The organism is Pseudomonas sp. LARHCG127 (assembly GCF_052871455.1).
In genome coordinates this window covers 191,178-216,543 of the sequence record NZ_JBIXJT010000010.1, presented here as the reverse complement: position 1 = coordinate 216,543, position 25,366 = coordinate 191,178, and the positions used below count along the sequence as shown (strand labels likewise).

General features: G+C 62.2%; 22 protein-coding genes and 1 riboswitch. Of the genes, 7 read left to right on the top strand and 15 right to left on the bottom strand.

Features of this window, described 5'->3' with window-relative positions:
• Positions 1 to 148: 148 nt before the first annotated feature.
• The 4 genes from ACIPQ1_RS18685 to ACIPQ1_RS18670 all read right to left on the bottom strand — a co-directional run bounded on the left by ACIPQ1_RS18685 (position 149) and on the right by ACIPQ1_RS18670 (position 3,427).
• A complete protein-coding gene (locus ACIPQ1_RS18685; RefSeq protein WP_411386331.1) occupies positions 149 to 481 on the bottom strand; it encodes a DUF6124 family protein in 333 nt (110 codons plus the stop codon).
• 970 nt (positions 482 to 1,451) lie between these two features.
• The gene (gene cpdA / locus ACIPQ1_RS18680; RefSeq protein ID WP_250962815.1) at positions 1,452 to 2,267 is read right to left on the bottom strand and encodes a 3',5'-cyclic-AMP phosphodiesterase; all 816 of its coding nucleotides are present in this window, start codon (positions 2,265 to 2,267) and stop codon (positions 1,452 to 1,454) included.
• A 99-nt stretch (positions 2,268 to 2,366) separates the two neighbouring features.
• Positions 2,367 to 2,819 (bottom strand): DUF1249 domain-containing protein, encoded by a 453-nt coding sequence (locus ACIPQ1_RS18675; protein WP_092205313.1) that lies wholly within the window; start codon positions 2,817 to 2,819, stop codon positions 2,367 to 2,369.
• Positions 2,810 to 3,427, bottom strand: a complete 618-nt coding sequence (locus ACIPQ1_RS18670; RefSeq protein WP_250962814.1) for an NUDIX domain-containing protein — start codon at positions 3,425 to 3,427, stop codon at positions 2,810 to 2,812. Before ACIPQ1_RS18670 ends, ACIPQ1_RS18675 begins: the two co-directional genes overlap by 10 nt.
• A 214-nt stretch (positions 3,428 to 3,641) precedes the next feature.
• On the opposite strand from ACIPQ1_RS18670, the gene ACIPQ1_RS18665 reads away from it, so the two are divergent.
• Positions 3,642 to 4,388, top strand: coding sequence for a DUF3298 domain-containing protein (locus ACIPQ1_RS18665; protein WP_446534591.1), 747 nt, complete (start codon positions 3,642 to 3,644; stop codon positions 4,386 to 4,388).
• On the opposite strand, the gene cytX is transcribed toward ACIPQ1_RS18665, so the two are convergent.
• Together cytX and thiC are read right to left on the bottom strand one after the other, a co-directional pair.
• Positions 4,357 to 5,649: a putative hydroxymethylpyrimidine transporter CytX gene (gene cytX, locus ACIPQ1_RS18660; protein WP_446534590.1), complete on the bottom strand. Its 1,293-nt coding sequence runs from the start codon at positions 5,647 to 5,649 to the stop codon at positions 4,357 to 4,359. The two genes, ACIPQ1_RS18665 and cytX, sit on opposite strands and share 32 nt — an antisense overlap.
• Positions 5,650 to 5,846: 197 nt before the next feature.
• The gene (thiC, locus tag ACIPQ1_RS18655; protein WP_446534589.1) at positions 5,847 to 7,736 is read right to left on the bottom strand and encodes a phosphomethylpyrimidine synthase ThiC; all 1,890 of its coding nucleotides are present in this window, start codon (positions 7,734 to 7,736) and stop codon (positions 5,847 to 5,849) included.
• Between the two features lie 161 nt (positions 7,737 to 7,897).
• A riboswitch (TPP riboswitch) is annotated at positions 7,898 to 8,003 on the bottom strand.
• Between the two features lie 156 nt (positions 8,004 to 8,159).
• Between thiC and ACIPQ1_RS18650 the strand changes: the two genes are divergently transcribed.
• Positions 8,160 to 9,599: a TolC family outer membrane protein gene (locus ACIPQ1_RS18650; RefSeq protein ID WP_186708037.1), complete on the top strand. Its 1,440-nt coding sequence runs from the start codon at positions 8,160 to 8,162 to the stop codon at positions 9,597 to 9,599.
• Positions 9,600 to 9,787: 188 nt separating this feature from the next.
• Here the strand turns inward: ACIPQ1_RS18650 and waaA are convergent, their stop codons facing one another.
• Both waaA and ACIPQ1_RS18640 read right to left on the bottom strand, forming a co-directional pair.
• Positions 9,788 to 11,062, bottom strand: a complete 1,275-nt coding sequence (waaA, locus tag ACIPQ1_RS18645; RefSeq protein WP_446534588.1) for a lipid IV(A) 3-deoxy-D-manno-octulosonic acid transferase — start codon at positions 11,060 to 11,062, stop codon at positions 9,788 to 9,790.
• A gap of 22 nt (positions 11,063 to 11,084) precedes the next feature.
• Positions 11,085 to 11,975 (bottom strand): LysR family transcriptional regulator, encoded by an 891-nt coding sequence (locus tag ACIPQ1_RS18640; protein WP_186708041.1) that lies wholly within the window; start codon positions 11,973 to 11,975, stop codon positions 11,085 to 11,087.
• Positions 11,976 to 12,078: 103 nt separating this feature from the next.
• On the opposite strand from ACIPQ1_RS18640, the gene ACIPQ1_RS18635 reads away from it, so the two are divergent.
• The 4 genes from ACIPQ1_RS18635 (at position 12,079) to ACIPQ1_RS18620 (ending at position 15,637) form a co-directional block, all read left to right on the top strand.
• Complete coding sequence (locus ACIPQ1_RS18635; protein ID WP_003197153.1) at positions 12,079 to 12,411, top strand: DMT family transporter; 333 nt, start codon at positions 12,079 to 12,081, stop codon at positions 12,409 to 12,411.
• Between the two features lie 241 nt (positions 12,412 to 12,652).
• Positions 12,653 to 13,828, top strand: a complete 1,176-nt coding sequence (locus tag ACIPQ1_RS18630) for an NAD(P)/FAD-dependent oxidoreductase (protein ID WP_446534587.1) — start codon at positions 12,653 to 12,655, stop codon at positions 13,826 to 13,828.
• A complete protein-coding gene (locus ACIPQ1_RS18625; protein ID WP_250962809.1) occupies positions 13,825 to 14,637 on the top strand; it encodes an aldo/keto reductase in 813 nt (270 codons plus the stop codon). Before ACIPQ1_RS18630 ends, ACIPQ1_RS18625 begins: the two co-directional genes overlap by 4 nt.
• Before the next feature lie 34 nt (positions 14,638 to 14,671).
• Positions 14,672 to 15,637, top strand: coding sequence for a hypothetical protein (locus ACIPQ1_RS18620; RefSeq protein WP_053117832.1), 966 nt, complete (start codon positions 14,672 to 14,674; stop codon positions 15,635 to 15,637).
• A gap of 148 nt (positions 15,638 to 15,785) precedes the next feature.
• Here ACIPQ1_RS18620 and hldE read toward each other — a convergent pair whose 3' ends face one another.
• The 7 genes from hldE to ACIPQ1_RS18585 all read right to left on the bottom strand — a co-directional run bounded on the left by hldE (position 15,786) and on the right by ACIPQ1_RS18585 (position 24,579).
• A complete protein-coding gene (hldE, locus tag ACIPQ1_RS18615; protein ID WP_446534586.1) occupies positions 15,786 to 17,207 on the bottom strand; it encodes a bifunctional D-glycero-beta-D-manno-heptose-7-phosphate kinase/D-glycero-beta-D-manno-heptose 1-phosphate adenylyltransferase HldE in 1,422 nt (473 codons plus the stop codon).
• Between the two features lie 94 nt (positions 17,208 to 17,301).
• On the bottom strand, positions 17,302 to 17,904 hold the full coding sequence (gene cysC / locus ACIPQ1_RS18610) for an adenylyl-sulfate kinase (RefSeq protein WP_446534599.1): 603 nt from the start codon (positions 17,902 to 17,904) through the stop codon (positions 17,302 to 17,304).
• Positions 17,905 to 17,984: 80 nt separating this feature from the next.
• Positions 17,985 to 19,418, bottom strand: a complete 1,434-nt coding sequence (locus tag ACIPQ1_RS18605) for a PIG-L deacetylase family protein (protein ID WP_446534585.1) — start codon at positions 19,416 to 19,418, stop codon at positions 17,985 to 17,987.
• Positions 19,419 to 19,455: 37 nt separating this feature from the next.
• Positions 19,456 to 20,352 carry a GNAT family N-acetyltransferase gene (locus tag ACIPQ1_RS18600; RefSeq protein WP_411387455.1) on the bottom strand — a complete coding sequence of 299 codons (897 nt, stop codon included), beginning with the start codon at positions 20,350 to 20,352 and terminating at the stop codon, positions 19,456 to 19,458.
• Positions 20,352 to 22,142 carry a lipid A export permease/ATP-binding protein MsbA gene (msbA, locus tag ACIPQ1_RS18595; protein ID WP_411386322.1) on the bottom strand — a complete coding sequence of 597 codons (1,791 nt, stop codon included), beginning with the start codon at positions 22,140 to 22,142 and terminating at the stop codon, positions 20,352 to 20,354. The genes ACIPQ1_RS18600 and msbA overlap by 1 nt, the downstream gene beginning before the upstream one ends.
• A 133-nt stretch (positions 22,143 to 22,275) precedes the next feature.
• Positions 22,276 to 23,472: an O-antigen ligase family protein gene (locus ACIPQ1_RS18590; protein WP_446534584.1), complete on the bottom strand. Its 1,197-nt coding sequence runs from the start codon at positions 23,470 to 23,472 to the stop codon at positions 22,276 to 22,278.
• Positions 23,473 to 24,579: a capsular polysaccharide export protein, LipB/KpsS family gene (locus ACIPQ1_RS18585; protein WP_446534583.1), complete on the bottom strand. Its 1,107-nt coding sequence runs from the start codon at positions 24,577 to 24,579 to the stop codon at positions 23,473 to 23,475. It abuts the gene before it with no gap.
• A gap of 153 nt (positions 24,580 to 24,732) precedes the next feature.
• Between ACIPQ1_RS18585 and ACIPQ1_RS18580 the strand changes: the two genes are divergently transcribed.
• Positions 24,733 to 25,365 carry a toluene tolerance protein gene (locus ACIPQ1_RS18580; protein WP_411386319.1) on the top strand — a complete coding sequence of 211 codons (633 nt, stop codon included), beginning with the start codon at positions 24,733 to 24,735 and terminating at the stop codon, positions 25,363 to 25,365.
• Position 25,366 lies beyond the last annotated feature (1 nt).

The following is a 25,366-nucleotide window of genomic DNA, read 5'->3' as shown; positions in this document are numbered from 1 at the left end:
GAGCTTGCTCCCGCTGGGCTACGCAGTAGCCCCAAACCTGCAATGCCCCATCTGACTGACAGAACGCGGAGCCTGGTCTAGGGCCTGCTTCGCAGGCCAGCGGGAGCAAGCTCCCTCGCCACGGGTTACGTTGTCAGCCGTAAAATCATCATTGTCTCGGCGCAACAATGTCCAACGCCCGGTTCGCCAACAACTCACTGATCTCGATCATCTGCTGGACTCCCAGGGCAAAATGCCGACGCGAGCCTTCCAGGTCGAAGGTTAGGTCGCCGAGCATGGCGTTGGCGGAGGCCAGGGTTTCGCTGAGGTTGGCTAGAAGGGTTTCGGTGTCTGCGCTCTCCGAGACAGAGAACAATGGGCCTGAAGGTTGTTTCTTCTTGGGGTCGGGCTTGGGGTCGAGATAATGATCGATGGCGCGCTTGGCGGCTTCATCGAGTTTTTGGGGATCGGTTTCGGGGGGATTGGGTGTGGCTTTGAACATGATGCAGCTCCTCTAACGTAGTGGAACCGCCATCTCCCGTTTCCAGGCGAGAGGGTGGCAGCTATGCGCGGGCTGGAAAACCGGAGTAAAGGAGCAAAACCCGGCAGACTCGAAAGTCTCCCGCGCACAGCCGCCATAACGCAAAACTGCACACGCAAAAAAGCGATGCAGTATCTCATGTGGCGCGCTGTTGCACCCTTACTTATCGGGTTTCCAGGCCCGACCGCTGAATTTGCAGCGACGGGAAAAGACTAGCGACAGCCCTTCCCACCCGGCAACCGCCAGGGCTCGTCGGAAAAATCTGCTGCAGCCCGGAGGGTTGTCCGACCATTCCCACAATCCAGGTCGGCTGTCAGGCAGCCATCGCGAGCAAGCTCGCTCCCACACAGGTTTTGGGTCGTTTATAAGATCAGTCTCCACCGCCGATCCCTGTGGGAGCCGAGCTTGCTCGCGATAGCGGTGGGTCTGCTTGCATCCAGGTTGTATGTGCCGCCGCCTTCGCGAGCAGGCTCGCTCCCACATGGGGTCAATGTGACCTATGAATTTGCGACCACTGCCGATCCCACAGATCTGACGGGTGTACGAGCGAGAGAGCCAGGTCGGCTTTAAGGCCGCCTCGGCTTGGCTTTTGATCTTGGGGCCCCGTTAACCACGATGGCCGAACGCAGGCATTGCGCAGTGGGCATCCCGGCATGGATGCCGGGATAGCCGCGCTGGGCCATGGATGGCCCTTCGCGGCGGCCCACGGAGCAATGCCGGAGTGAGGGCATGCCGAGCCCTAGCGAGGCACCGAGTGGTGGGGCAAGCCTTTTTTGCTTACTTTTTTTGGCGTTTGAAAAAAAGTGAGCCGCCGTAAGGGCGGAACCGCCAGCTGCCGTTACCGCAGAAATGGATATGTACCCGGTCAACAAGGCCGACTGTCAGGCCGCCTTCGCGAGCAGGCTCGCTCCCACAATAAACAGGATCGAACTCAGTAACCGTTGGAGCCATAGTCCGGGGTAAACGCAAATCCAACCACCCGCTCAACCCCCGTCTCCAACCGCCCATCCGGCAAAAGCCGCAACCACCGATACCCCGGCGCCTGCGAGCCCACCGCAAAATCCTCACTCCCCGGCTCAAACTGAATACAGGTCGAAGGCGAAGCCAACAAACGAACCCCCTCGCGCACCCGGTCTATCTCCTGATGCACATGCCCCCACAACACCGCCCTAACCTGGGGAAACCGATCCAACACCGCAAACAGCGCCTCCGGATTACGCAACCCGATCGGCTCCATCCACACACACCCGATCGAAACAGGGTGATGATGCAGACACACCAGATGATGCCGCTCCGGCGCCTCGCTCAAGGCATTGGCCAACAGAATCAACTGCTCCTCGGCCAAAAAACCCGGCACCGAACCTGGCACGGCCGAATCGAGCATCGTCACCCGCCAATTGCCAATGTCCACCACCGGATCGAGCAACGTACTCTTGACCGCCGCCTCAAGCATCACCTGCGGCTCATCATGGTTGCCGGGAATCCACCGCGCCGGCGCGTCGATTCGTGCAGTCAGTTGCCGAAACGCCTCATAGGATTGCAGCGTGCCGTCCTGGGACAAATCCCCGGTGGCGAGCATCAGGTCAATGTTCGGCTGCTGCTTGAGCACCAAATCAATGACTGCCCGCAAGCTGTCACGGGTATTCATGCCCAGCAACGAGGCCTCGGCCTCGGCGAACAAATGGCTGTCAGACAGTTGGACCAACAACGCCACATCGGCCGTGGTCAAGCTGGATACGCTCGGCAAATCGCTTTCTCCCAGGCGCAATCACGCCGTTGCATGAAGCGGCAATTATGCTGGGGGACGATCGAAAGGGGAAACCCGCGAACCGGAACCGGTTCACAACTACCGAACGACTTCGAACTCGTGGCCCAGCGCCAGGCAATGACTCAGCCACTCGCCCAGGAACAGGTTCAACTGGGCTTTTTCATCCGGCTGGTGCATTGACGCATTGGGGTAAGGATAGATGCCACGAAAGCGTCGTGCATGTTCGGCACTGACGACTTCGGCCATGCGCGCGTCGTGATAGACCTGCACTTCCAGTTGCGGCACCGGCAGCCAGGGCAGGCTGTGCTCCTGACGCACCTGCAAGGTGGTGGTGTAGGGGCAGGCCTGCAGCACTTCCAGGGCCAGCACGCCGAGCATCTGGTCGCCATGAGTGACGGCGATGCGGCGTGGCAGCGGGTCGTTGCGCATGTCTGGCAACAAGCGCATCAGGCGGGCGTAGTTGGCCTCGCAGGCGGCCTGCAACCCCACCAGATCGACGCGATAGCGGTCGCGCAGCTTGTTCAGGACCATAGCCCCCTCACTTCATCGCGATTCAAGGCCAGCCATTGCAAGGCAATGATGCTGGCCGCGTTGCAGATACGTCCGTCGCGCACGGCTTGCAAGGCATCTTCGTAGGCCCAGACCTTCACCCGGATGTCCTCGGCTTCCTCCAGAAGGCCATGCAGGCCGCCTGCCCCCGTGCTGTCGCAACGCCCCAGGTACAAATGTACGAATTCATTGCTGCCGCCCGGCGATGGAAAGTATTGGGTCATCGGCCAGAGCGCAGCGAAGACAAGCCCAGCTTCCTCCTGCGCTTCACGATGAGCAACCTCTTCCGGTTGCTCATCCTTGTCGATCAGCCCGGCCACCAACTCTACCAGCCAGGGGTTGGTGGTCTTGCCAATGGCCCCCACGCGAAACTGCTCGATCAACACCACTTCATCGCGCTGCGGGTCGTAGGGCAGCACACACACCGCATCATGACGCACGAACAATTCACGGTTGATCTCACGGCTCATGCCACCGGCAAACAACTCGTGGCGCAAGACGAGGCGGTCGAGCTTATAGAAACCCTTGAAGCAGGTCTCCCGCTTGACGATGTCCACGGCGTTCGGTGTGGCGTTGGCGAAATCGGTCATGACAATCCTCGTGTGCAGTCGATCAATACGAGGTTCCAACCTCGGCTTCGCGCCATCCTAACGCGCTCGAACCCTTTGGGGCAGCCCCCTGCCAGTGATCGGGATGGACGGCTGCGCTTAAAATCACTCTAATGAGCTTAGTGGCGAACTGATTGCCTTGCTGACAGTCGAAGCGGGTAACTTTTTGCCTTTCCGTGTTTCATGAAGGACGCCCATGTCGCTTTTCAAAACTGCCTCCGTGGCCGCCATTGCCCTGACCCTGGGCGCTTGCCAAAGCCTGTTCCAACCCAACTATCGCGCGCCGCTGGAGACCACTCGCGACGCTTCGGAACAACTGCAACCAGGTTGCGCCAGTGCCGACTGCCCGTTGGTGAACATCGATACCCTGCACTTTCCGGCCGAACCCGCCCTGGACGGCATCATCGAAAAACGCCTGCTGCAAATGACCCGCACCACCCCGGACACCCCGGCGGCACCGACGCTGGCGGCCTATCGCGAGCAGTTCCTGCGCAACGCCGCGCCAGGCAACAGCAGCTATTTGCAGGCCAAGGTACGTGAGCAACATGACGGCCTGGTGATCATCGAACTGTCCAGCTACCTGGACACCGGCGGTGCCCACGGCACGCCGGGGCGCGGTTTCATCAACTATTCGCGCCAGCAGCACAAGGTGCTGACACTGTCGGACATGCTGCTGCCGGGCCAGGAAGAAGCCTTCTGGAAAGCCGCGCAAGTGGCTCACAACAGCTGGCTGATCAGCACCAAGCTGGATCAGGAACCCGAGTTCCTGAAACAGTGGTCCTTCCAGAAAACCCCACACATCGCGCTGACCTACGGCGGGGTGATCCTCAAGTACGAAGTGAGCACCATCGCGCCGTACGCCCTGGGCCACATCGAATTGAAGATCGCCTATCCACGCCTCAATGGCATCCTCAAGCCCGAGCTGTTTCCCGGCCGTAGCTGAAGGCCCGGCCCAGCAACAGTTGCAGCAACCCTGCCAGGATCAGCGACGGCAGGGTTGCGCCGATGTCCGGATAGAAATTGGCCAGCAGGTGATAGGTGCTCACCCCACCCAACCAGGCCAACAGGGCCGGCCAGCGCAACGCGGCTGACACCACTTGGCTGCTGCGTTTGCGCAGGATGAAGTGGTCCACCAACACCACGCCGAACAGCGGCGCGAACACCGAGCCGATCAGCAACAGGAAGTTCTGGTACTGCGCCAACGGTGCAAAGCAGGCGATCAAGGTGCAGATGACACCAATCGCCAAGGCCAGGTGCTCGACCTTCAACCCCGACAACATGCCTGTCGATACCGCCGCCGAGTGGATGTCGGCGAAGGCATTTTCCGACTCGTCCAGCAGAATCAGCAACAGCGGAATACCCAATCCAGCACCCGCCAGGGCCAGCAGCAACGCGTTGACTTCACCGCTCGGCGCGAACGCCAGGGTGTAGGCCACGCCCAGGCTCATCAGCCAGAAATTGCCGATGAAGAAGCCCACCGCCGTACCGCCGAAGACGTTTTTGGCGCGCTTGCCGAAACGCGAGTAGTCGGCGATCAGCGGCAACCACGACAGCGGCATCGCGATGGCGATATCGAACCCCACCGCCAACGGCATCGAACCATCGCCCGCCTGGACCCACAGCGCGGCCAGGTCAGCCTTGGCGAACAGGTTCCAGGTCAACCAGATGCAAGCCGCCAGCAGCAACCAGATGCCCCACTTGCGCAGAACCTTGCGCACAAAGGTCAGCGGCCCGCTCACGGCGAGCAAAGTGGCCAGGGCGCCGAAGAACAGCGTCCACAGCAGTGGGTTCGAACCCAGGCTGCCTTCGCTGAAAGCCCGGGCACCGAGCAGGCTGGCGGCGTCACGCATGACGATGATTTCGAACGAGCCCCAGCCGATCAGCTGCAGCAGGTTCAATACCGCCGGCACGCTCGCGCCCTTGCTGCCGAGGCTGAGCTTCAGCGCGGCCATGGCCGACAGGCCAGTGTCGCTGCCGATCACCCCGACCGCCGCCAGCAGCAGGACGCCCACCAGCGTGCCGAGGAAAATCGCCAGCAACGAACCGCTCAGGCCCAGGCCCGGCGCGAGCAAGGCACCGACCTGCAAGACCATCAGGCCGATGCCGAGGGAGAACCACAGGGAAAACAGATCGCGGGCGCCGAAGACGCGTTTGTCCAGGGGCACGGCGGTGTCGGGGGAGTAGGGGCTGGGTTGGATGTTCACAGAGATATCTCAGGGCAGATTATTGTTTTGGGGCGCGGATCATCCTTGTGGCGAGGGAGCTTGCTCCCGCTCGGCTGCGAAGCAGCCGCCAAACCGGCCACCACAATTCTGATTGCCAGAACGCGGTGACTGGTTTTGGGCCCGCTTCGCAGGCCAGCGGGAGCAAGCTCCCTCGCCACAGGTGAGTGCCGCCCAGGTCAGACTTTCTTGTAAAGCTGACTACCTTCCTTCTTGAACCGCTCGGCCTGCTCCGCCAAGCCCTGGGCGACATCGACATCCACCGCTTCAATGCGCTGGTTCGCCGCGTACTCGCGCACTTCCTGGGTGATTTTCATCGAGCAGAATTTCGGCCCGCACATCGAGCAGAAATGCGCCACCTTGGCCGAGTCCTTCGGCAGGGTTTCGTCGTGATACGAGCGGGCGGTGTCCGGGTCGAGGCCGAGGTTGAACTGGTCTTCCCAACGGAACTCGAAACGCGCCTTGCTCAAGGCATTGTCGCGGATCTGCGCGCCCGGGTGACCCTTGGCAAGGTCGGCGGCGTGGGCGGCGATCTTGTAGGTGATGATCCCGGTCTTGACGTCGTCCTTGTTCGGCAAGCCGAGGTGTTCCTTCGGCGTGACGTAGCAAAGCATGGCGCAACCGAACCAGCCGATCATCGCCGCACCGATGCCGGAGGTGATGTGGTCGTAGCCCGGCGCGATGTCGGTGGTCAGCGGGCCGAGGGTGTAGAACGGCGCCTCGTCGCAGCACTCGAGCTGCTTGTCCATGTTCTCTTTGATCAACTGCATCGGCACGTGGCCCGGGCCTTCGATCATGCATTGCACGTCGTGCTTCCAGGCGATCTTGGTCAGCTCGCCGAGGGTTTCCAGCTCGCCGAACTGCGCTTCGTCGTTGGCGTCGGCGATCGAACCCGGACGCAGGCCATCGCCCAGCGAGAAGCTGACGTCGTAGGCCTTCATGATTTCGCAGATGTCTTCGAAATGGGTGTAGAGGAAGTTTTCCTTGTGGTGCGCCAGGCACCACTTGGCCATGATCGAACCACCACGGCTGACGATACCGGTGACGCGCTTGGCGGTCATCGGCACATAACGCAGCAACACGCCGGCGTGGATGGTGAAGTAGTCGACGCCCTGCTCGGCCTGCTCGATCAGCGTGTCGCGGAACAATTCCCAGGTCAGGTCTTCGGCCACGCCGCCGACTTTTTCCAGGGCCTGGTAGATCGGCACGGTGCCGATCGGCACGGGCGAGTTACGGATGATCCACTCGCGGGTTTCATGAATGTGCTTGCCAGTGGACAGGTCCATGACCGTGTCCGACCCCCAACGGATACCCCAGGTCAGCTTCGCCACTTCTTCTTCGATGGACGAACCCAGCGCGCTGTTGCCGATGTTGCCGTTGATCTTCACCAGGAAGTTACGGCCGATGATCATCGGTTCCAGTTCGGTGTGGTTGATGTTGGCCGGGATGATCGCGCGGCCCCGGGCGATTTCGTCACGCACGAATTCCGCGGTGATGACTTTCGGCACGCTGGCGCCGAAGCTGTGGCCGGCGTGTTGCTGGTCCAGCAGGCCAGCGGCGCGGGCGACTTCAAGCTTCATGTTTTCGCGGATGGCGACGTATTCCATCTCGGCGGTGATGATGCCTTTGCGCGCGTAGTGCATCTGGCTGACGTTGGCACCCGGCTTGGCGCGACGCGGATTGTTCACGTGGGCGAAGCGCAGCTTGGTCAGCTCGGGGTCGGCCAAGCGCTCCTGGCCGAAGTTGGAGCTCAGGCCCGCCAGGCGCTCGGTGTCGCCACGGGCTTCGATCCACGGCGAGCGCACGTCGGCCAGGCCTTTGCGCACGTCGATGATCACGTTCGGGTCGGTGTACGGACCCGAGGTGTCGTAGACCACCACCGGCGCGTTGATTTCGCCGCCGAAGTCGGTGGGGGTCACGTCGAGGCTGATTTCGCGCATGGGCACGCGGATATCCGGGCGGCAGCCCTGGACGTAGATTTTTTGCGAGCGGGTAAAGGGCTGAACCGATTGCTGATCGACCTGGGCCGATTCACTGAGGTTGGTCGCGTTTTTTGATTTTGTCGTCATCACGGGCTCTCCAGACACACATCCAGGCAGTGGATTTTTGTCGGAGCGAACCTGTAACGAATGGACGCGTCCCTGCACGGAAGTGCGGACGCTGTGCTTGCTGCTCGAGTGCGTTCAAGGGTCGAACGACATCCCGGACGAAGCACAAGAGGACTCGCCGGGTGACGAGAAATCTTGTTCCCTACGCAGGCGCTAACCTGATCAGGTTCAACGGGATCCGAAATTATTCGATCTCAGCCTCATAGCAAGGCACCCCGACAAGAACCCGGCCAGTCTAGACACAACCACGACAGAACGCCATCGCCAGGGCAAAAGGCGTGATGAATGGCGCATATACAGGATTGTTGCCGTGCCCAGGCGCAACTACACTCGCTACGCCGCGCGCCTGTTATGCGCATTCAATTTGAACGTAGGGATCGCCTCATGCTGCGCAAACTCTCACTGGCCCTCGCCGTGTCTTGTGCGTCCAATGGAATGGCCTGGGCCGCCGAAGCGCCTTTATCCACCCTGACCGACCTGGTCAGCGTGTACCAGGAAGCGGTGGACAACAACGCCGACCTGGCCGCCGCCCGCGCCCAGTATGGCGCCCAGAAGGAAGTGGTGCCCCAGGCCCGCGCCGGGTTGCTGCCCAACCTTTCGGCCGGTGCCGACTTGAACAACACCCGTACCGAGCTCGACCAACCGGCGATGACCGCCACCCGCAGCTCCACGGTCTACCAGGCCACGCTGTCCCAGCCGATTTTCCGCGCCGACCGCTGGTTCCAACTGCAAGCGGCCAAATCGGTCAATGAGCAGGCATCGCTGCAGCTATCTGCCACCGAGCAGAACCTGATCCTGCAAAGTGCCGAAGCCTATTTCAACGTGCTGCGCAGCCAGGACAACCTGGCCTCGACCAAGGCCGAGGAAGCCGCGTTCAAGCGCCAGCTCGACCAGTCCAACGAACGTTTCGACGTGGGCCTGTCGGACAAGACCGACGTGCTGCAATCCCAGGCCAGCTACGATACCGCGCGGGCCAACCGGATCATTGCGCAACGCCAGGTCGAAGATGCCTTCGAAGCGCTGATCACCCTGACCAACCGCCAGTACAACTCGATCCAGGGCGTCGTCCACACCCTGCCGATCCTGCCGCCGGCGCCCAACGACGCCAAGGCCTGGGTAGACACTGCCGCCAAGCAGAACCTCAACCTGCTGGCCAGCAATTACGCCGTCGACGCCGCCGAAGACACCTTGCGCCAGCGCAAGGCCGGCCACGCGCCGACCCTCGATGCAATCGCCCAGTACCGCAAAGGTGACAACGACGGCCTCGGCTTTACCAACCCGAGCCCCACCGGCCAGCGCTACGGTGGCGACGCGGAGCAACGCACCATCGGCCTGCAATTGAGTATTCCGATCTACAGCGGCGGGCTGACCAGCTCCCAGGTTCGCGAGTCCTATTCGCAACTCACCCAGACCGAGCAGCAACGCGAAGCCCTGCGCCGCCAGGTGGTGGAAAACACCCGCAACCTGCATCGCGCGGTGAACACCGATGTGGAACAGGTCCAGGCCCGGCGCCAATCGATCATCTCCAACCAGAGCGCGGTGGACGCCACGGAAATCGGCTACCAGGTGGGCACTCGGAATATCGTCGATGTGCTGGACGCCCAGCGCCAGCTGTACACCTCGGTGCGCGACTACAACAACGCCCGGTATGACTACATCCTCGACAACCTGCGCCTCAAGCAGGCCGCCGGGACGTTGAGTCCGGAGGACCTGCAAGCCCTGTCCCGCTACCTCAAGCCCGACTACAACCCGGACAAGGACTTCCTGCCGCCGGACTTGGCACAGGCGGCGGCACAGCAGTTGCGCTCGCGACCAGCGCAATAACCTACCGTCCTCACTGGCAACGAGGGCTTCCTGTGGTGGGGCGACCTACCTGTGGCGAGGGAGCTTGCTCCCGCTGGCCTGCGAAGCAGGCCCAAAACCAGTCACCGCGCTCTGTCAGTCAGAATCGTGATGACCGGTTAGCGGCTGCTTCGCAGCCGAGCGGGAGCAAGCTCCCTCGCCACAACAGCTCAGCCGAGCAACCGCCCTAACCCCTCCAGCAACCGCTGCAACGCGCCCTGATTGCGGCGCATCACCGCAAGCCCCGCCTCGGCCATGCGCTGGGCGTCCCGGGGCAGTTCGAACAGGCGCTGGACCGCCAGGGCCAGGCTCTCGGCATCCTCCACTTCGGCCAGCGCACCGGCGGCACGCAGTTGCGCGGCGATTTCGAGGAAGTTGAACAGGTGCGGCCCACTGAGCACCGGTTTCGCCAGGGCCGCCGGTTCGAGCAGGTTGTGCCCGCCATTGGGCACCAGGCTGCCACCGACAAACGCGCTGTCGGCCAACGCATAGAGAAACAGCAGTTCGCCCATGGTGTCGCCAAGCAACACCGAAGCCTGGGCGGTAACCGGTTGCCCACCGGAGCGCCGCACCGTGACCAGCCCCTCGCTTACACACAGTTGATGCACTGAATCGAAGCGCTCGGGGTGACGGGGCACCAGGATCAGCAACGCATCGGGATAACTGTCGAGCAGCCGACGATGGGCGGCCAGCACTACTTCGTCCTCACCCTCATGGGTGCTGGCGGCGATCCACACCGGGCGGTCCACCGCCTGCCACTCACGGCGCAAGGCACTGGCACTTTCGAGCAACTGCGGATCGATGGTCAGGTCGAACTTGATCGAGCCGGTGACCTCGACGGTTTCCGCCCGAGCCCCCAATTGGCGAAAACGCTCGGCTTCGGCTTCCGTCTGTACGGCGAACAGGCTCATCTCGGCGAGCATCGGCCGGGTGAGCTTGGGAAAGCGGGCATAACCCCGCGCCGAACGCTCCGACAGCCGCGCGTTGGCCAGGGCCACGGGAATGCCGCGCCGGGCGCATTGGTGAATGTGATTGGGCCACAGCTCGGTTTCCATTATCACCGCCAGTTTCGGCCGAACCTGGTCAAGAAAACGCTTGGCGGCGCACGGCAAGTCGTAAGGCAAATAGCAATGCTGGATACGCGGCTCGTTGGCGAACAGCGCCCGGATTCGCTCCGATCCGGTGGGCGTCATGCAGGTAACGGTGATTGGCAGCTGTGGATAACGTTGCAGCAAGGCGCGGATCATCGGCGCGGCGGCAATGCTCTCGCCCACCGACACCGCGTGCACCCAGATGCCCCCCGGGGCCATGGCCGGCAGCCCCCAGGAGAACCGCTCGCCAATGCGCCGGGCATAAGCCGGCGCCTTGCGGGCCCGCAGCCACAGCCGAATCGCTACCAGTGGCAGCCCCAGATAAAACAATGCGCTATAGAGAGTTCTGTTCATGGCGGCGGAGTTTATCGGTTTTTCAGCCGATCGCCTGCAACTGCACGGCAAAACGTTCCGCCAGCCAACGAGCGGCCGGGCCCAGGGGTTCATCGCGGCGCCAGACCAGTTCCACCACCAGGGCCGGCGGGGTCCATTCGCTGTTGAGCTCGATCATATCGCCCAGGTACGCCGGGTATTGCACCACATGCCGTGGCAGCCACGCCCAGCCCAGGCCACTCCTCAGCCATTCGGCCAACACATAGAAACTGTCGGCCCGCCACACCTGCGGGCTGGCCTGCTCGCTACCGGGATAGACGCTCGATTGGGTCGCCATCAGTAACTGGCGGTGCCGGGCCATGTCCCGGCAGCTCACATACGCGTGGTTCGCCAAAGGATGGCCCCGGCTACACACCGTGACCATCTCGACGCTGCCCAGCACCCGGCGCTCCAGCGCTTCGGGGATCTGATCGTGATAGAACAGCAAGCCGAGGTCGGCGCGCCGCTCCACCAGTTTGCGCGCCACATCGCCCTGGGCGGCGCTGGCCAGTTGCACTTCGAGGGTGGGGAATTGCTCGGCCAGGGCCGCCAGGCTGTCGATGACCGGCTGATAAGGCATGGCCTCGTCCTGGGCCAGGCGCAGCGATGCTTCCTGCCCGCGCATCAAGGCCAGGGCGCGACCATTGAGGCGCTCGCACTGGCGCAGCACTTCCCTGGCCTCCTCAAGCAGCGCCACGCCCGCATCGGTGAGTTTAGGCTGGCGACCGCTGCTGCGGTCGAACAGGCTCACCCCCAAGTCGTCTTCCAACAAGGCAATCGCGCTGCTGATGGCCGATTGCGCCTTGCGCTGGTCCCGGGCCACGGCGGAAAACGAACGCTTCTCGGCGACTTCGGCAAACAACCGCAATTGCTCCAGGTTCCACTGCACGTTCATGGCTCAACCTATCTCCAATACAGATAGGTAATGACTTTACCGCATCTGGACGATCTCTAGAATGGCCCCATCGAAAGATGCAACCGTCAAAGAGGAATCGCCCATGAACGCCTACTACTACCTGGCCATTGCCATCTGCGCCGAAGTGATCGCCACCGTTTCGATGAAAGCGATCAAGGGCCTGAGCACACCCCTGCCCTTGCTGCTGGTCATCGTTGGCTACGGCACTGCGTTCTGGATGCTGACGCTGGTGGTGCGCACCGTACCGGTGGGCGTGGCTTATGCAGTCTGGGCCGGACTGGGAATCGTCATGGTCAGCGTGGCGGCGCTGTTCATCTACGGGCAGAAGCTGGACGTGCCAGCGATGCTGGGGATGGCGTTGATTGTTCTTGGGGTTGTCGTGATCCAACTCTTTTCCAAGACTGCTGGGCACTGAAAACACTGCCATTGAGTTGGAACACACCGATATTGAGCTGGAACGCACTTGGGGCGCGGGAGCTTGCTCCCGCTGGGCTGCGCAGCAGCCCCAAAAAGCTTGGGACCGCTGCGCGATCCAGCGGGAGCAAGCTCCCTCGCCACAAAAGCTTTGCTCCCATGTGGCCGACGTTGATCGCCAACAAATGCCTTGCGCAGCGAGTCTGTATACTGCGCCCTCGTCTTGAACACTGAGGTCGCTCATGCCATCCGTTATTTCCACCGACATTCTGATTGTCGGCGCAGGCGTCGCCGGCCTCTGGCTGAACGCCCGCCTGCGTCGCCAGGGGTTCTCGACTGTGCTGGTGGAAAGCGCCAGCCTCGGCGGCGGGCAGAGTGTCAAATCCCAGGGCATCATCCATGGCGGCGCCAAGTACGCGTTGCATGGCGCCTTGACCGGGGCCTCGGAAGCCATCGCCGACATGCCGCGCCGCTGGCGCGAAGCCCTGAAAGGTGAAGGCGAACTGGACCTGTCCGGCGTACGCATGCTGTCCGACGCCCATTACCTCTGGTCCCCGGGCACCCTGGCCGGCAACCTCACCAGTTTCTTCGCCAGCAAGGCCGTGCGCGGACGGGTCGACCAAGTCAAGGGCGATCAACTGCCGCCGGCCCTGCAAGACAAGCGCTTCAAGGGCAAGGTCTATCGCCTGGCCGAACTGGTGGTCGACGTGCCCAGCCTGATCGCGCGCCTGGCGGAACTGGCCGGCGACAGCCTGTTGGCCGGGCAGCGCATCGAGCCACTGCGCGAAGCCGGTGAGCTGGTCGGGCTGAAGGTCGACGACCGCGAGATCCGTGCCCAACGCATTATCCTCAGCGCGGGCGCGGGCACCGCCGACCTGCTCAAGGCCCTGGGCCTGAACAAACCGGCCATGCAGACGCGGCCGTTGCACATGGTCCTGGTCAAGGGACCGAGCCTCAAGCCGCTTTACGCCCATTGCCTGGGCGGCGGACCGAAGCCACGCGTCACCGTGACTACCCATCCCGCCGCCGATGGCCAATGGGTCTGGTACCTGGGGGGCGACCTTGCCGAAGGTGATGCCGTCGCCCGCGAGCCCGCGGCACAGATCGCCGCAGCTCAGAAAGAACTCGGCCAACTGTTGCCCTGGGTCGACCTCAGCACCGCGCAATGGGCCACGCTGCGGGTTGACCGCGCCGAACCGCTGCAATCAGGCCTGACCCGCCCGGATAACGCCTTCCTCGCCGAGCAGGAACGCCTGCTGGTGGGCTGGCCGACCAAACTGGCCCTGGCCCCGGACTTCGCCGATCGGGTGTTCAACGCGCTGCAACGCGATGGCATCCAACCCAGTCACCCGGCCCCGCTGCCGGACCTGCCGAAGCCGCCCATGGGCGTGCCTGCCTGGGAGCAACTGCTGCCATGATCCAAGCGACCCTGCATGACCTCTACCGCCCCCTCGGCCATAACGGCCCGCGGGTTTCCCCCCTGGGCCTGGGCACCGTCAAGCTGGGCCGCGACCAGGGCGTCAAATACCCCAACGGGTTTCAGATTCCCGATGACAACGAAGCGCGCATGTTGCTCAAACTGGCGCGTGACCTGGGCATCAACCTGATCGACACCGCGCCGGCTTACGGCCGCAGCGAAGAACGCCTTGGCCCGCTGCTGCGTGGCCAACGCCAGGACTGGGTGATTGTGAGCAAGGTCGGCGAAGAATTCAGTGACGGCCAGTCGCGCCACGACTTCAGCGCCGCCCATACCCGACTCTCGGTGGAGCGCAGCCTCAAGCGCCTGGAAACCGACTATATCGACCTGATCCTGGTGCATTCCGACGGCAACGACCTGGCGATCCTCAACGACAGCGAGGTCTACCCGACGCTGGCGGCGCTCAAGCGCGAGGGCAAGATCGGCGGCTTCGGTTTTTCCGGCAAGACCGTCGACGGCGGCCTCAGAGCCTTGGAGCAAGGCGATTGCGCGATGGTCACCTACAATCTGAACGAACGAAACGAAAAGGCTGTCATTGACTACGCCAGCAAACACGGCAAAGCGATCCTGGTGAAAAAAGCCCTGGCCAGCGGCCACGTCTGCCTGAGCCCCGGGGTAGACCCGGTTCGCGCCAGTTTCGAACTGTTGTTTGAGCATCCTGGGGTCGCCAGTGCTATTGTCGGCACCATCAATCCGCTGCACCTCGCCCACAACGTCGCGACCGTCGCCACGGTCCTGCGTAAACACTGACGCCGCCCTACGCGGCCTGAAGGAAGGAGCCGACATGCCGCGTACGCTCATCAGAAAGAACCCAAGCAACTTCAAGACCCTGCCCCTGTTCGTCGAAGCGACCCCCGAAGGCCTGACTTACCAGAGTGTCGGGATGCCGCTGAATTTCGCCCAGACCTTGCAGCGCCGCCGCCCTGTCGCGGTGGCCGATGCCGAGCGTTTTTCCCTGGAGCTGGCCAATCTGGGCGTCTCGGTACGCCTGACGCTGCATTGGCAGAACCGCGATTATTGGGTGCTGGTGCGCCAGCGTCGGCAGGATCGCGGCGACGTGGTGCTCAAGCTGATTTCCGGCTATGTCCCGGCCCACGAACTGAACCTGCCGCTGCTCACCGCCATCAGCGAAATTGCCGAAGAGTGCCTGCTGGAAACCCCTGAAGGCTGGCTGGGTGGACGCTTCAACGACACCTGGCTGCCGGCCCCCTACGCCACGGCCCTGCATTACCGCGAAGCCTTGCCGTTTCGCCTGACGCCGCTGTCGGGCTCGGCCCGCCCGGTGCGCAGCGCCAACCTGCAACTGATCGAGCGGCCACGGGCCTACGTGCACCTGCCGACGGCATCGCTGCAATTGATTTATGACTTGCGCCTGGATGTGCCCAAGGAAGCCAAGTCCCTGAGCCTGTTTCACGTCGATGAACGCTTGGAAGGTGACCAACTGGTGGCCCGCCTGGACCGCAAGCGCCCGGACCTGTACCTGATGCCCCTGCAGGACGGGCAGCCCTTGCCCGAGCTGTACACCTTGAAAAAGGATCAACTGCACCCGGCCAGCACCCGTGGCCTGTACCTGGCGGAAAGCTTCGCCCGGCAGGACGGCTGGCTGGTGCGCGACGAGCGGATTCGCTGGAAGGATTGGCTGCGCCAGCAAGGGCTGACGCCACCGGGCAAGGAGTCGGGCCTGACCCGACTCAAGGGCAAGGCCCGGCAGTTGCTCAAGAAGATCGTGCCGCGCAAGGTGGCTCGTTAGGCCTGATCGCCATTTCCTGGCTGGATGATGAGCCCTTGTGGGAGCGAGCTTGCTCGCGATGGCGGTCAATCAGTCAGCCTCTATTTGGCTGACACACCGCTATCGCGAGCAAGCTCGCTCCCACAGGTTCTGCGCCTTGCCTGACACATCAGTTATTGCGGATCTTCTCCACAATCGCCGTCGTCGAGCTGTTTTCCACCAGCCCCAACACTTTCACGGTACCGCCGTAGGCCGTGACGATGTCCGCGCCCACGACCTGATCGATCCCGTAGTCACCGCCCTTGACCAGCACATCCGGCTTGACCTGGCGCAGCAGGTTCTCCGGCGTGCCCTCGCTGAAACTGATCACCCAGTCCACCGCGCCCAGGCCAGCCAGGACCGCCATGCGCCGGTCGACGCTGTTGATCGGACGCCCGGGGCCTTTGAGACGGCTGACGGAGGCATCGTCATTGACCGCGACGATCAGGCGATCGCCCTGGGCCCGGGCCTGCTCGAGGTAGGTCACGTGGCCGGCGTGCAGGATGTCGAAGCAACCGTTGGTGAAGACAATGCGTTCGTTATGGGCGCGGGCGTCGTCCACCGCCAGCAGCAACTGCTCCAGGCCCAGCACGCCGCGCTCGGAGCCTTCCTCGCGCTGGATGGCGCGACGCAGCTCGGGGGCGCTGATGGCGGCCGTGCCAAGCTTGCCGACGACAATGCCTGCCGCCAGGTTCGCCAAGGCCACCGCGTGGGGCAATTCCTCACCGGCAGCGATCGCCGCGGCCAGGGTGGAAATCACCGTGTCGCCGGCGCCCGTCACGTCGAACACTTCACGGGCACGGGCCGGCAGGTGCAACGCCGGGTGATCGGGGCGCAGCAAGGTCATGCCGTGCTCGCCACGGGTCACCAGCAAGGCACCGAGGTCGAGGTCTTGCATCAACTGCGCGCCTTTGCTCACCAACTCATGCTCATCGACGCAACCGCCAACGATGGTTTCGAACTCGCTGAGGTTCGGCGTGATCAGGCTGGCGCCCCGGTAGATGGAAAAATCCTTGCCCTTGGGATCGGCCAGGACCGGGATGCCACGGGCACGGGCGGCCTGGATCAGCGACTGGTGGTTTTTCAACGCGCCTTTGCCGTAGTCCGACAACACCAGGACCTTGACGCCTTCGAGCAGCTTGTCGACCTCGGCACCGAGGGCCAACGGATCGGTGGCGAACGGTTCTTCGAAATCGATGCGCAGCAGTTGCTGGTGACGGCTCATGACCCGCAGCTTGACGATGGTCGGCTGGTGCGCGACGCGCTGGAATATCGCGCGTACGCCCGCCCCCTTGAGACTGTTGGTCAGGCTGTCGGCGGCCTCGTCGTCACCGGTCACGCCCACCAGGGACGCCGGCGCGCCGAGGGCAGCGATGTTCAAGGCCACGTTGGCGGCACCACCGGGGCGGTCCTCGATGTGTTCGACCTTGACCACCGGTACCGGCGCCTCAGGGGAAATCCGTGAGGTACCGCCATGCCAGTAGCGGTCGAGCATGACATCGCCGACCACCAATACAGGGGCTTGATCGAATCGCGGCATGGACAACTTCATGGAGCATCCCACATACAAAATGAACAGGGGCGCGATATTAGCACAGGGTTGAGGAAGGCTCTTGCACGGCTGCAACCGGATGCAATAGCCGCTTTCAGGGGCAACGCCGTACCAATGCCCACAAGCGCTCGCAGGCCTCGCTCAGCGCCAGGCCGTCCGTGTCGATATTGCCCTCGGGGGCCAGGGGAGCTTCATACGGGCTGTCGAGGCCAGTGAAATTCTTCAAGCGGCCGGCACGCGCTTCCCGATAAAGCCCCTTTGGATCCCGCTGGGCACAGACCTCAAAGGACGTGCTGACATAGATTTCCAGGAAGCTACCCTCGGGAAACAACTGGCGCGCCGCCTCACGGTCGGATCGAAAGGGTGAGATGGCCGCAACGATGACAATCAGCCCTGCGTCGACCATCAACCGCGCCACCTCGGCGATGCGTCGGATATTCTCATTGCGCGCTTCAGGCGTCATGCCCAGGTCGCTGCACAAACCCCGGCGCAGGTTGTCACCGTCAAGCAGGCAGGTGTGAAGCCCCTGCTCGTGCAGCCGCACTTCCAGCGCATTGGCCAGTGTCGACTTCCCCGCCCCGGAAAGCCCGGTCAGCCAGACGCATAGCGGTTGTTGACGTTTGATCGCGGCCCTGGCCTCGGGGGAAACCGTCGAGGCGTGAGGCGAATTCTGTTGATGTGTCGATACCTTTGACATCTTTTCCATGAATCAAGCATCTCCCAACTCTACCGGCTGCTCAAAAGTAAAGCACAGGCGGGCTCGGGCACGTCAACGAATCAGGAGCGGCTGGCCTGGCGATCATCCTGCAACGAGGTGTCCAAGTGCCGAACCCAGAAAAGCTCATGCCGCCGGACCGCCTTGCGGAAGAACTCGTCTTCTCCGGTGCGCGGCCAGCGGCGCCCGGCCAGCAGGCGCTGGATGGCGCGGCGCAAACGCCGCTTGAACGGAGGACGCCCCTGCAAGTCATGTTGCATGCCCAGGGCCATGGCCTTGTCCATAAGGGTGGAAGCGTCCAGTGACGGACTCCACAACCCATCGGCCGGCAAGGGTTCTATGGCCGGCGGCAGCGCAATGCCATGGCCTGCCGGCCCCATCGGCCAGCGGTCGTTGTCGTGCAGATGATTGGCATAGAGCAGCAAGGTCCGCGGCCGCCAGGCACTGAGCTCGATCGCCTCCATCAGCGCTCGGGTGCTGGCGACATGATCGCTGTGCGGGTCCAGCTCGGGATGCGGCGTCAACAACACCTCGGGCCGGTGATGTTCGAGCAGACGTGCCAGGTCGGCCACCAGGTTGCGCCACGTCGGCAAGCCATCACTGTCACCCGGCAGGCTCAAGGCATTGAACCTGCGGACCTGGCGGATATCGCTCTCGCCTGACTCCCGCGAGCCGAAGCCTTGGTCGGGTGCCTTCGCCATGGCTTCCAACTGCAGGCAGTAATAACCCAGCTGCACGCATTGCTGTTGCGCCACGCCCCCCCATAACGGCACGGCCAGGCTGTCCCAACTGCGCAAGCGCCCCTTGAGACGAGCGGCCTCGGCGGGGTCCAGGCCCATGTCGCGATAGCGCTCGGCTTCGATTTCCCCTTGGGTCAGCGTCACGATAGCCACATCGCTGGCACGGCTGTACAGCCCGAATGCAGCCAGTTCGGCGTCATCGGCATGGGGCGCGACGATGAGCAGGCGCTGCTGGCCGAAATCCGGATTGCTCAGCACATGCAACGTAGCCTGCGGGGCAACGCTGCAAAAACGTCCGCGCAATGCCAGGGTGCCATCCGCGAGTGCCGAACCTTGTCCGGACAGGTTGAGAAAACGCTCGCCGAAAACGCCCCGTTCGAGATCCTGGCGATCATCTCCAATCCAGACTTGGGGGTCGAGGAAGCGTCCCAGCCAATGGCTTTTTACCCGTACCTGCAAGATCAGCGTCTGCCCGGCATCGAATTCACCCGTGAGTTGCAGCTTCCCCCCCATCAAACTGACGGGAAACCGAGGCGTATCTGGCGGGAAGTCATAGCGATAATCGTCCCCCGGGGCATAGAACAGATGGTCGGAGAACCAGGCTTCGTGGGCAACCCAGACCAGCAGGAGAAATACCGGCAACGACCACCACGAAACCGTAAAGCCGAGCACCAGCGCCGCCAGCAGCACGCCAGCGAGTACCAGGCGCTTGCGTTGACGATGGCGTTTGAGCAGTTGCTGCTTGCGTGCGCTCACGGTTCTCTTCTCTCTCTCATGGGCTGCGTGTGCTCCCTCAAACCTGATAGACCGGAACCCGGTTGCACCAGCGATCCTTGTATTCGCGATCGGCGCGGCCGAACGAGTAGCGCAGCGGCTTGCCCGCTGCCCGGGCGAGTTCCCACTCGGCCTGGGTGTTGACGAAGCTGAGCACGCTGCCCGGACTGAAGTCGCGGCTCTGCGGATCAACCCCGCCATTGATGTATTCCAGGCTGAACCAGCCGGGCGCCTCGACCCGATACAGAATCTGGATCGCCACCGGTTCGTCATTCAGATAAATCAGCGACCCGGTCATGAATTCGCGCATCAGGCTGAACACCTCGGCCAGATGCGTCTTGCCCGGGACTTCGAAATTCCAGCGACGCTGGAACAGGTCGGCATACACTGCGGCCTGTTCGCCGGGGGTCAGTTCGAGCATGGGCCGGATACTGCCCCCCGCGTCTTCCAGCAGCCGCTGTTCGCGGCGCTGGTTGTAGCGGAACTTCTTGCTGTAGTCCTCTGGCTCACGCGCCAGCGCCAGGCCTTCCGGTTGCTCGACGAGGCCAGTGACGTGCGGGGCATTGAGTTCGGACACATACCGCACACGGTGCCGCAGGCGAACCTGGGCGCCTTGGCTGACGGGCAGGATGACCTCGGAATTGCCCAGGTCGAGCATGCCACGCTTGCCCTCACGCTTGAGCACATCCTTGGCTAGCGCCACATGCCGCCCCCAGGTGGGCATGGCGGCGTGCAGTTGGCCATCGACGAGCCATCCCAGGTAGCGCACCGGAATACCCACCAGCCCGGCCAGGCGCTCGACCACATCGGGGTGTGTCGCCACGCTGCCGCCGAACTGATGCCAGGCTTGGGCATAAGTCGCTGCGTCTATCGGGGTCCACCCGCTTTCTCGCCAGGCCCGCCAGTAACTCAGGATCAAACGAAGGACTCCTTCGCCGGCTCGTCGGCGCCCTCGACGAAATCCTTTTCGTGCAGGCGTGCATAGAAGCCATTCAGCGCCAACAGCTCGGCGTGGGTGCCACGCTCGACGATACGCCCCTTGTCCATCAGCAGGATCAGGTCGGCTTTTTCGATCGTCGACAACCGGTGGGCAATGACGAGCGTGGTGCGTCCTTTCATCACCTGGTCCAGGGCGGCCTGGATGTGGCGCTCGGACTCCGTGTCCAGGGCCGATGTCGCCTCATCGAGGATCAACAGCGGAGCGTTCTTGAGCAACGCCCTGGCAATCGCCAGGCGCTGGCGCTGGCCCCCGGAAAGCAGCACGCCGTTCTCGCCCACCAGCGTGTCGTAGCCCTGCGGCATTTGCTCGATGAACTCGGCGGCGTAGGCATCTTCGGCCGCCCTGCGGACATCTTCGAACGGTGCACCGGCGAGATCGCCATAGGCAATGTTGTTCGTCACGCTGTCGTTGAACAGCGTGACCTGCTGGTTCACCAAGGCAATGTGTCGACGCAGGTTGTTCAGCCGGTATTGCTCGACATCCACGCCATCGAGCAGTATCTGCCCCTTGTCGTGGTGATAGAAACGCGGGATGAGGTTGGCAAGGGTCGACTTGCCGCTGCCCGAGCGCCCTACCAGGGCGATCATCTGGCCCTCTTCGGCGGTAAAGGAGATATCGTCGAGCACGAGTTTTTCCGTGCCCGGGTACTGGAAGCTCAGGTTGCGCACTTCCAGCCGACCATTGACCCGGGCCATCTCCTGGGTCCCCGTATCGACTTCAGGCTCTTCGTCGAGTTGCTCGAAAATGCTCTCCGCCGCGGCAAGCCCTTTCTGGATCGTGGCGCTGACTTCCGACAACTGGCGGATAGGCTTGGGTAGCAAGCCGGCGGCGGTGATATAGGCCACCAGCTCACCTGCCGAGGCATCGCCACGCAGGTAAAGCACCAGGTACATCAACACGGCCATGCCGATGTAGATCACCAGTTGCAGCATCGGCGTGTAGATCGACTGGGTGCGCGTCATGCCCAGGCTGCGGTTCATGTTATCGGCACTGGCCTTGTGGAACCGTTCGATCTCATAACTTTCGCCGCCGAAGCTGCGCACCACGCGGTAACCCTGGATGGTTTCCGACGCCACATGGGTCACATCGCCCATCGCCACTTGGATTTTCTTGCTTTGCTTGCGGAATTTCTTGCTCGCGCTGCTCACCAGCAGGGCAATGACCGGCAGGATCGCCAGCAACACCAGGGTCATTTTCCAGTTGCTGTAGAGCAGGTAGCCAAACAGGAACACCACGGTCAACCCCTCCCGGATGACGACCTTGATGGCATCGGTGGCGGCGCCGGTGACCATGGTCACGTTGTAGGTAATGCGGGAAATCAGGTGACCGGAGTTGTGGTTGTCGAAGTAGCGGTTGGGCAAGGTCAGCAGGTTGTCGAACAACGCGCAACGCAAGTCATGGACCACACCCCGGGCGACCTTGGCCAGGTAGTAGTTGCCCAGGAAAGAACCGATACCCTGGTAGACCGCGATCAGCACGATCAGCAGCGGCACCCCCAGTACCAGCGATACCCCCATGAACTGGGTGTCATTGGGCTTTTGCAGTGCGTCGAGAAAATGCTTGAGCATGTCCGCCAGCATCGGCTGGCTGGATGCGAACAACACGAAGCCAACGATACTGACGGCGAAAGCGCCCCAATACGGGAGTACGTACTTTAGCAATCGCACGTAAATCTTCATGCTCGATTGCTGGTCGGAATTGGCCATTCGGTGCGCCTCGCACGTTTGAAAAGACAGACAAGCTGCAGATTGTAACAGCGAACCAATTGCAACATTGGCCCAGCCAGGATGAAGGAGTGGGAGTGCCGTCAGGAGGGCTCCTCACGGCACGGCCGCATGGTCAGGAGGCAGGAACACTCCCATTGGAAACCTTGATGTCGGGGTTACCCCGAGCCGCCAATACTATGCTCAGCGCAATGGGCAGCCAAGTAATCAGCCAGTCCGCGTTGGGCTTGAGCCATAGGCCAATGCCATCTGTCAGTAATGACACGCCGGAGAAGACCCACAGTATCAGCAGCACCTGACCCAGCGGTTGCGCACGCGAAATCCAACCACGCCAGCCCGCAGCCAGCCATAGCAAGCCATACAACATCAGGCCAGGCACACCGAGACGTACACCGGTATCCAGGAAAAGGTTATGGGGATGCTTGAATGGTCGCCGGATTTCGGCGACAGGAATGAGATATTCATGGAAACCCAGCCCTGTTGCCCAATGCTCCAACATCAATCGAATGCCAGCGCCCCATAGCTCTGGACGATAGGACACACCACGCTGCAGAAAGATTTCCGGCGCGAATACGGCGATCAATGCGATCCCGGCAATCACCGGAGCGATCAATGCTGCGGCCAGTCGCGACGGTCGCGCCACGCCCGCCATCAACAGACCGGCCAGCAGGCCGATCCATACACCACGGGTTTGGTTGAAGCCCAAAAATACCGCGTACCCCAAGGCAGGAATGATCAGAAGCATCATCACCCAAGGGCTGAAACGTTTGGTCTGCAACATGAATGTGCCGATGATCGCAAGGGCTCCCACCGCATGCGCGGCAGGGATGGCGGTGTCCCACAAACCGATCGCAAGTACTCGCGCGCTGAAAGGCCGGGCGCTGAACGGGTAGAAATAGACCCAAGAGGCCAACGCAAAAACACCGCCCACGATTGATGCATACAGCAACATCGACTCGAACCGCCATGCACGGTTCTGTGCCGCCAGCAATATGCCAGACAGCGTCAGTGTCACATAGATCGTGACCTTGACCTTGCCAAGGACGTTCTCTCCTCCCTCGATCCAAAGCACCAGCAATGTCCAGGCCATGAACAATGCGTAGAACACGCACTCGGGCTGCTTGAACAACAACCGGAAATCCCGACGGAACAACGCCAGCAAGGCAGGCAGCCACAGCAGGAAAATCAACAACTGGTGATAAAGCTTGTTTTCCGGCAGTACCCAAGCACCACATAGAAGAACCAGAAAGCCAATGGATGCCCATGCCACCAGGACATCCTGGTCGATAAGTCTTTTTATATTGTTCAACATTCAGGTTCTGCTCAGAATCCGATCGGCGACCCGTTGCAATTGAGCCTGATCGGCATTTTTCCAGCTGCCCTTGATGCAGTAGCTCTCGGAAAGATAATGAAGGAAGTTGCGCCTCAAGCGCTCATCGAGCGGCCATTGCGGGAATCCACGGGCCAGCGCCATGACCTGGTCGGCATTTTCGGCATGCATCACCAGCCCTTCAATATTGAAAAAGGCTTGGCCAAGCGTGAGCACGGGCTTGCCCAGCAGCAGGCTTTCCAGCCCCACGGTCGAATTGACCGTGATCACGAACTGACTGGCCTCGATCAACTGTTGCGTGGCATTGCCGTTGGCGAAGAGCAGGCGTTCATGGGTGCGCTCGTGCAGCTCGGGGTAGCTCTCGCGGCTGGACGGGTGCTCCTTGAACACCACAGTCATGCCCGTCTCCTCGGCGAGTCGCTCGCCTAAGGCAAACATATCGCGCATGTTCCTGATCCAGGGGGAAAACAGGCGGACCTGACTGTCGCGATCATCCTGGAACGGAATGAAGACGAACTGCGCGGGCAGCATGATCGGGGCCGGTCCGGCGCTGCGTGGCGCACGAGGAATCAGCACCGGCGCAGCTTGGCTTTCCGGCACTGGATGCGGGTAATCGAGGTAGAAACTTGCCTCGCGCGGAACCGCGTTCAGGTAGTTCACGCCGCGCGGATCCACCGTAGTGGTGTCGGGCAACAGGCCGTTTTCGAAGAAGAAGGTCTTGCAACCGGCCGGCGCCAGTGCCGCCAGCAACCGGCAGTAACGATGGGCGCCGTTCCAGAACGCCAACGCATCGGGGCGCTCCCGGTCAAGCAAGGCCTGGGCGCGCAGCGCCATCCACAGGAGTTCGAGGCGTAGCAACAGGCGATACAGCGTGCCATTGTTTTTTTTCTTGACCCGACGCTCCTCGCATTTCTCTTCGATCAGGCTCGGCCAATCGATGCGCGAAACAATCCTGGAGATTCGCAGAGACCTTGGCCAGGGCATGTGTTGAGGAGAAACGACTTTACCTTGCAGCTCGGTTTCGTTGAGCAAGCGATTGAAATAAAGACCCTGGTGCTTGGCCAGGGAAATGAACAGCGTTTTCGTCATGGAATATCCAGAAAGACGGCGCCAGGCGAGCCGTGAACAAGGCGAACGCCCCGGTGAAAATTGACGCGACTATACCACAGCGGTTTTTGCCGCCTGCACACTGCGCTAACATACCCGGCTGCCCCTCCCATCGGGCCAAGCCTTGGAGCCTTGATGCAAACGCTCGACCCTACTGTTTACCTCGACCTGCGCGAAGGTGCCGATGTCCTCGAAGCCGATCGCCAAGGGGATAAAGTGCTGCGCCTGGTCGATGGCTCGATACTCAAGCTGTTCCGGCGCAAGCGTCTGCTGACCTCCGCGCTATGGTCGCCGTATGCCAGGCGCTTTGCCGACAACTGCCAGGCCTTGCACGAGCGCGGCATTGAGTGTCCGCGGGTTCGCCAGGTCTTTCGCATTCCCTCCATCGAGCGTGACGCGGTCCATTACGACCCGCTGCCTGGTCGCACCCTTCGTCAATTGCTGGACGGGGATGCCCCTGCCGACCTTCAGGCACGACTCGGTGAGTTCATGGCTGGCCTCCACCAGAAGGGCATCTATTTTCGCTCCGCGCACCTGGGCAACGTCGTGCTGACACCTGAAGACACGCTGGGGCTGATCGACGTCGCCGACCTGAGGGTCTATGGCAAGCCGCTGCGCAAAGGGCTGCGCCTGCGCAACTTCAAACACATGTTGCGCTACCGCCAGGATCGCGAATGGCTGCTCAGGGACAATCGGTTCCTGGAGCACTACCTCAGCCATCAGCAGACCTGCAACGAACGGGAGCTGAGGCTCGCGCTCGGTACCTGAA

Bases quoted from the DNA above. Each gene is read 5' to 3' on its own strand.
- thiC (WP_446534589.1), bottom strand. From the start codon at position 7,736: ATGACGACAAAATCAAAAAACGCGACCAACCTCAGTGAATCGGCCCAG.
- ACIPQ1_RS18620 (WP_053117832.1), top strand. From the start codon at position 14,672: ATGCCGCGTACGCTCATCAGAAAGAACCCAAGCAACTTCAAGACCCTG.
- ACIPQ1_RS18650 (WP_186708037.1), top strand. From the start codon at position 8,160: ATGCTGCGCAAACTCTCACTGGCCCTCGCCGTGTCTTGTGCGTCCAAT.
- ACIPQ1_RS18685 (WP_411386331.1), bottom strand. From the start codon at position 481: ATGTTCAAAGCCACACCCAATCCCCCCGAAACCGATCCCCAAAAACTC.
- ACIPQ1_RS18630 (WP_446534587.1), top strand. From the start codon at position 12,653: ATGCCATCCGTTATTTCCACCGACATTCTGATTGTCGGCGCAGGCGTC.
- ACIPQ1_RS18670 (WP_250962814.1), bottom strand. From the start codon at position 3,427: ATGACCGATTTCGCCAACGCCACACCGAACGCCGTGGACATCGTCAAG.
- ACIPQ1_RS18625 (WP_250962809.1), top strand. From the start codon at position 13,825: ATGATCCAAGCGACCCTGCATGACCTCTACCGCCCCCTCGGCCATAAC.
- waaA (WP_446534588.1), bottom strand. From the start codon at position 11,062: ATGAACAGAACTCTCTATAGCGCATTGTTTTATCTGGGGCTGCCACTG.
- ACIPQ1_RS18585 (WP_446534583.1), bottom strand. From the start codon at position 24,579: ATGACGAAAACGCTGTTCATTTCCCTGGCCAAGCACCAGGGTCTTTAT.
- ACIPQ1_RS18675 (WP_092205313.1), bottom strand. From the start codon at position 2,819: ATGGTCCTGAACAAGCTGCGCGACCGCTATCGCGTCGATCTGGTGGGG.
- ACIPQ1_RS18665 (WP_446534591.1), top strand. From the start codon at position 3,642: ATGTCGCTTTTCAAAACTGCCTCCGTGGCCGCCATTGCCCTGACCCTG.
- ACIPQ1_RS18590 (WP_446534584.1), bottom strand. From the start codon at position 23,472: ATGTTGAACAATATAAAAAGACTTATCGACCAGGATGTCCTGGTGGCA.
- ACIPQ1_RS18580 (WP_411386319.1), top strand. From the start codon at position 24,733: ATGCAAACGCTCGACCCTACTGTTTACCTCGACCTGCGCGAAGGTGCC.
- msbA (WP_411386322.1), bottom strand. From the start codon at position 22,142: ATGGCCAATTCCGACCAGCAATCGAGCATGAAGATTTACGTGCGATTG.
- ACIPQ1_RS18635 (WP_003197153.1), top strand. From the start codon at position 12,079: ATGAACGCCTACTACTACCTGGCCATTGCCATCTGCGCCGAAGTGATC.
- cysC (WP_446534599.1), bottom strand. From the start codon at position 17,904: ATGTCAAAGGTATCGACACATCAACAGAATTCGCCTCACGCCTCGACG.
- ACIPQ1_RS18640 (WP_186708041.1), bottom strand. From the start codon at position 11,975: ATGAACGTGCAGTGGAACCTGGAGCAATTGCGGTTGTTTGCCGAAGTC.
- hldE (WP_446534586.1), bottom strand. From the start codon at position 17,207: ATGAAGTTGTCCATGCCGCGATTCGATCAAGCCCCTGTATTGGTGGTC.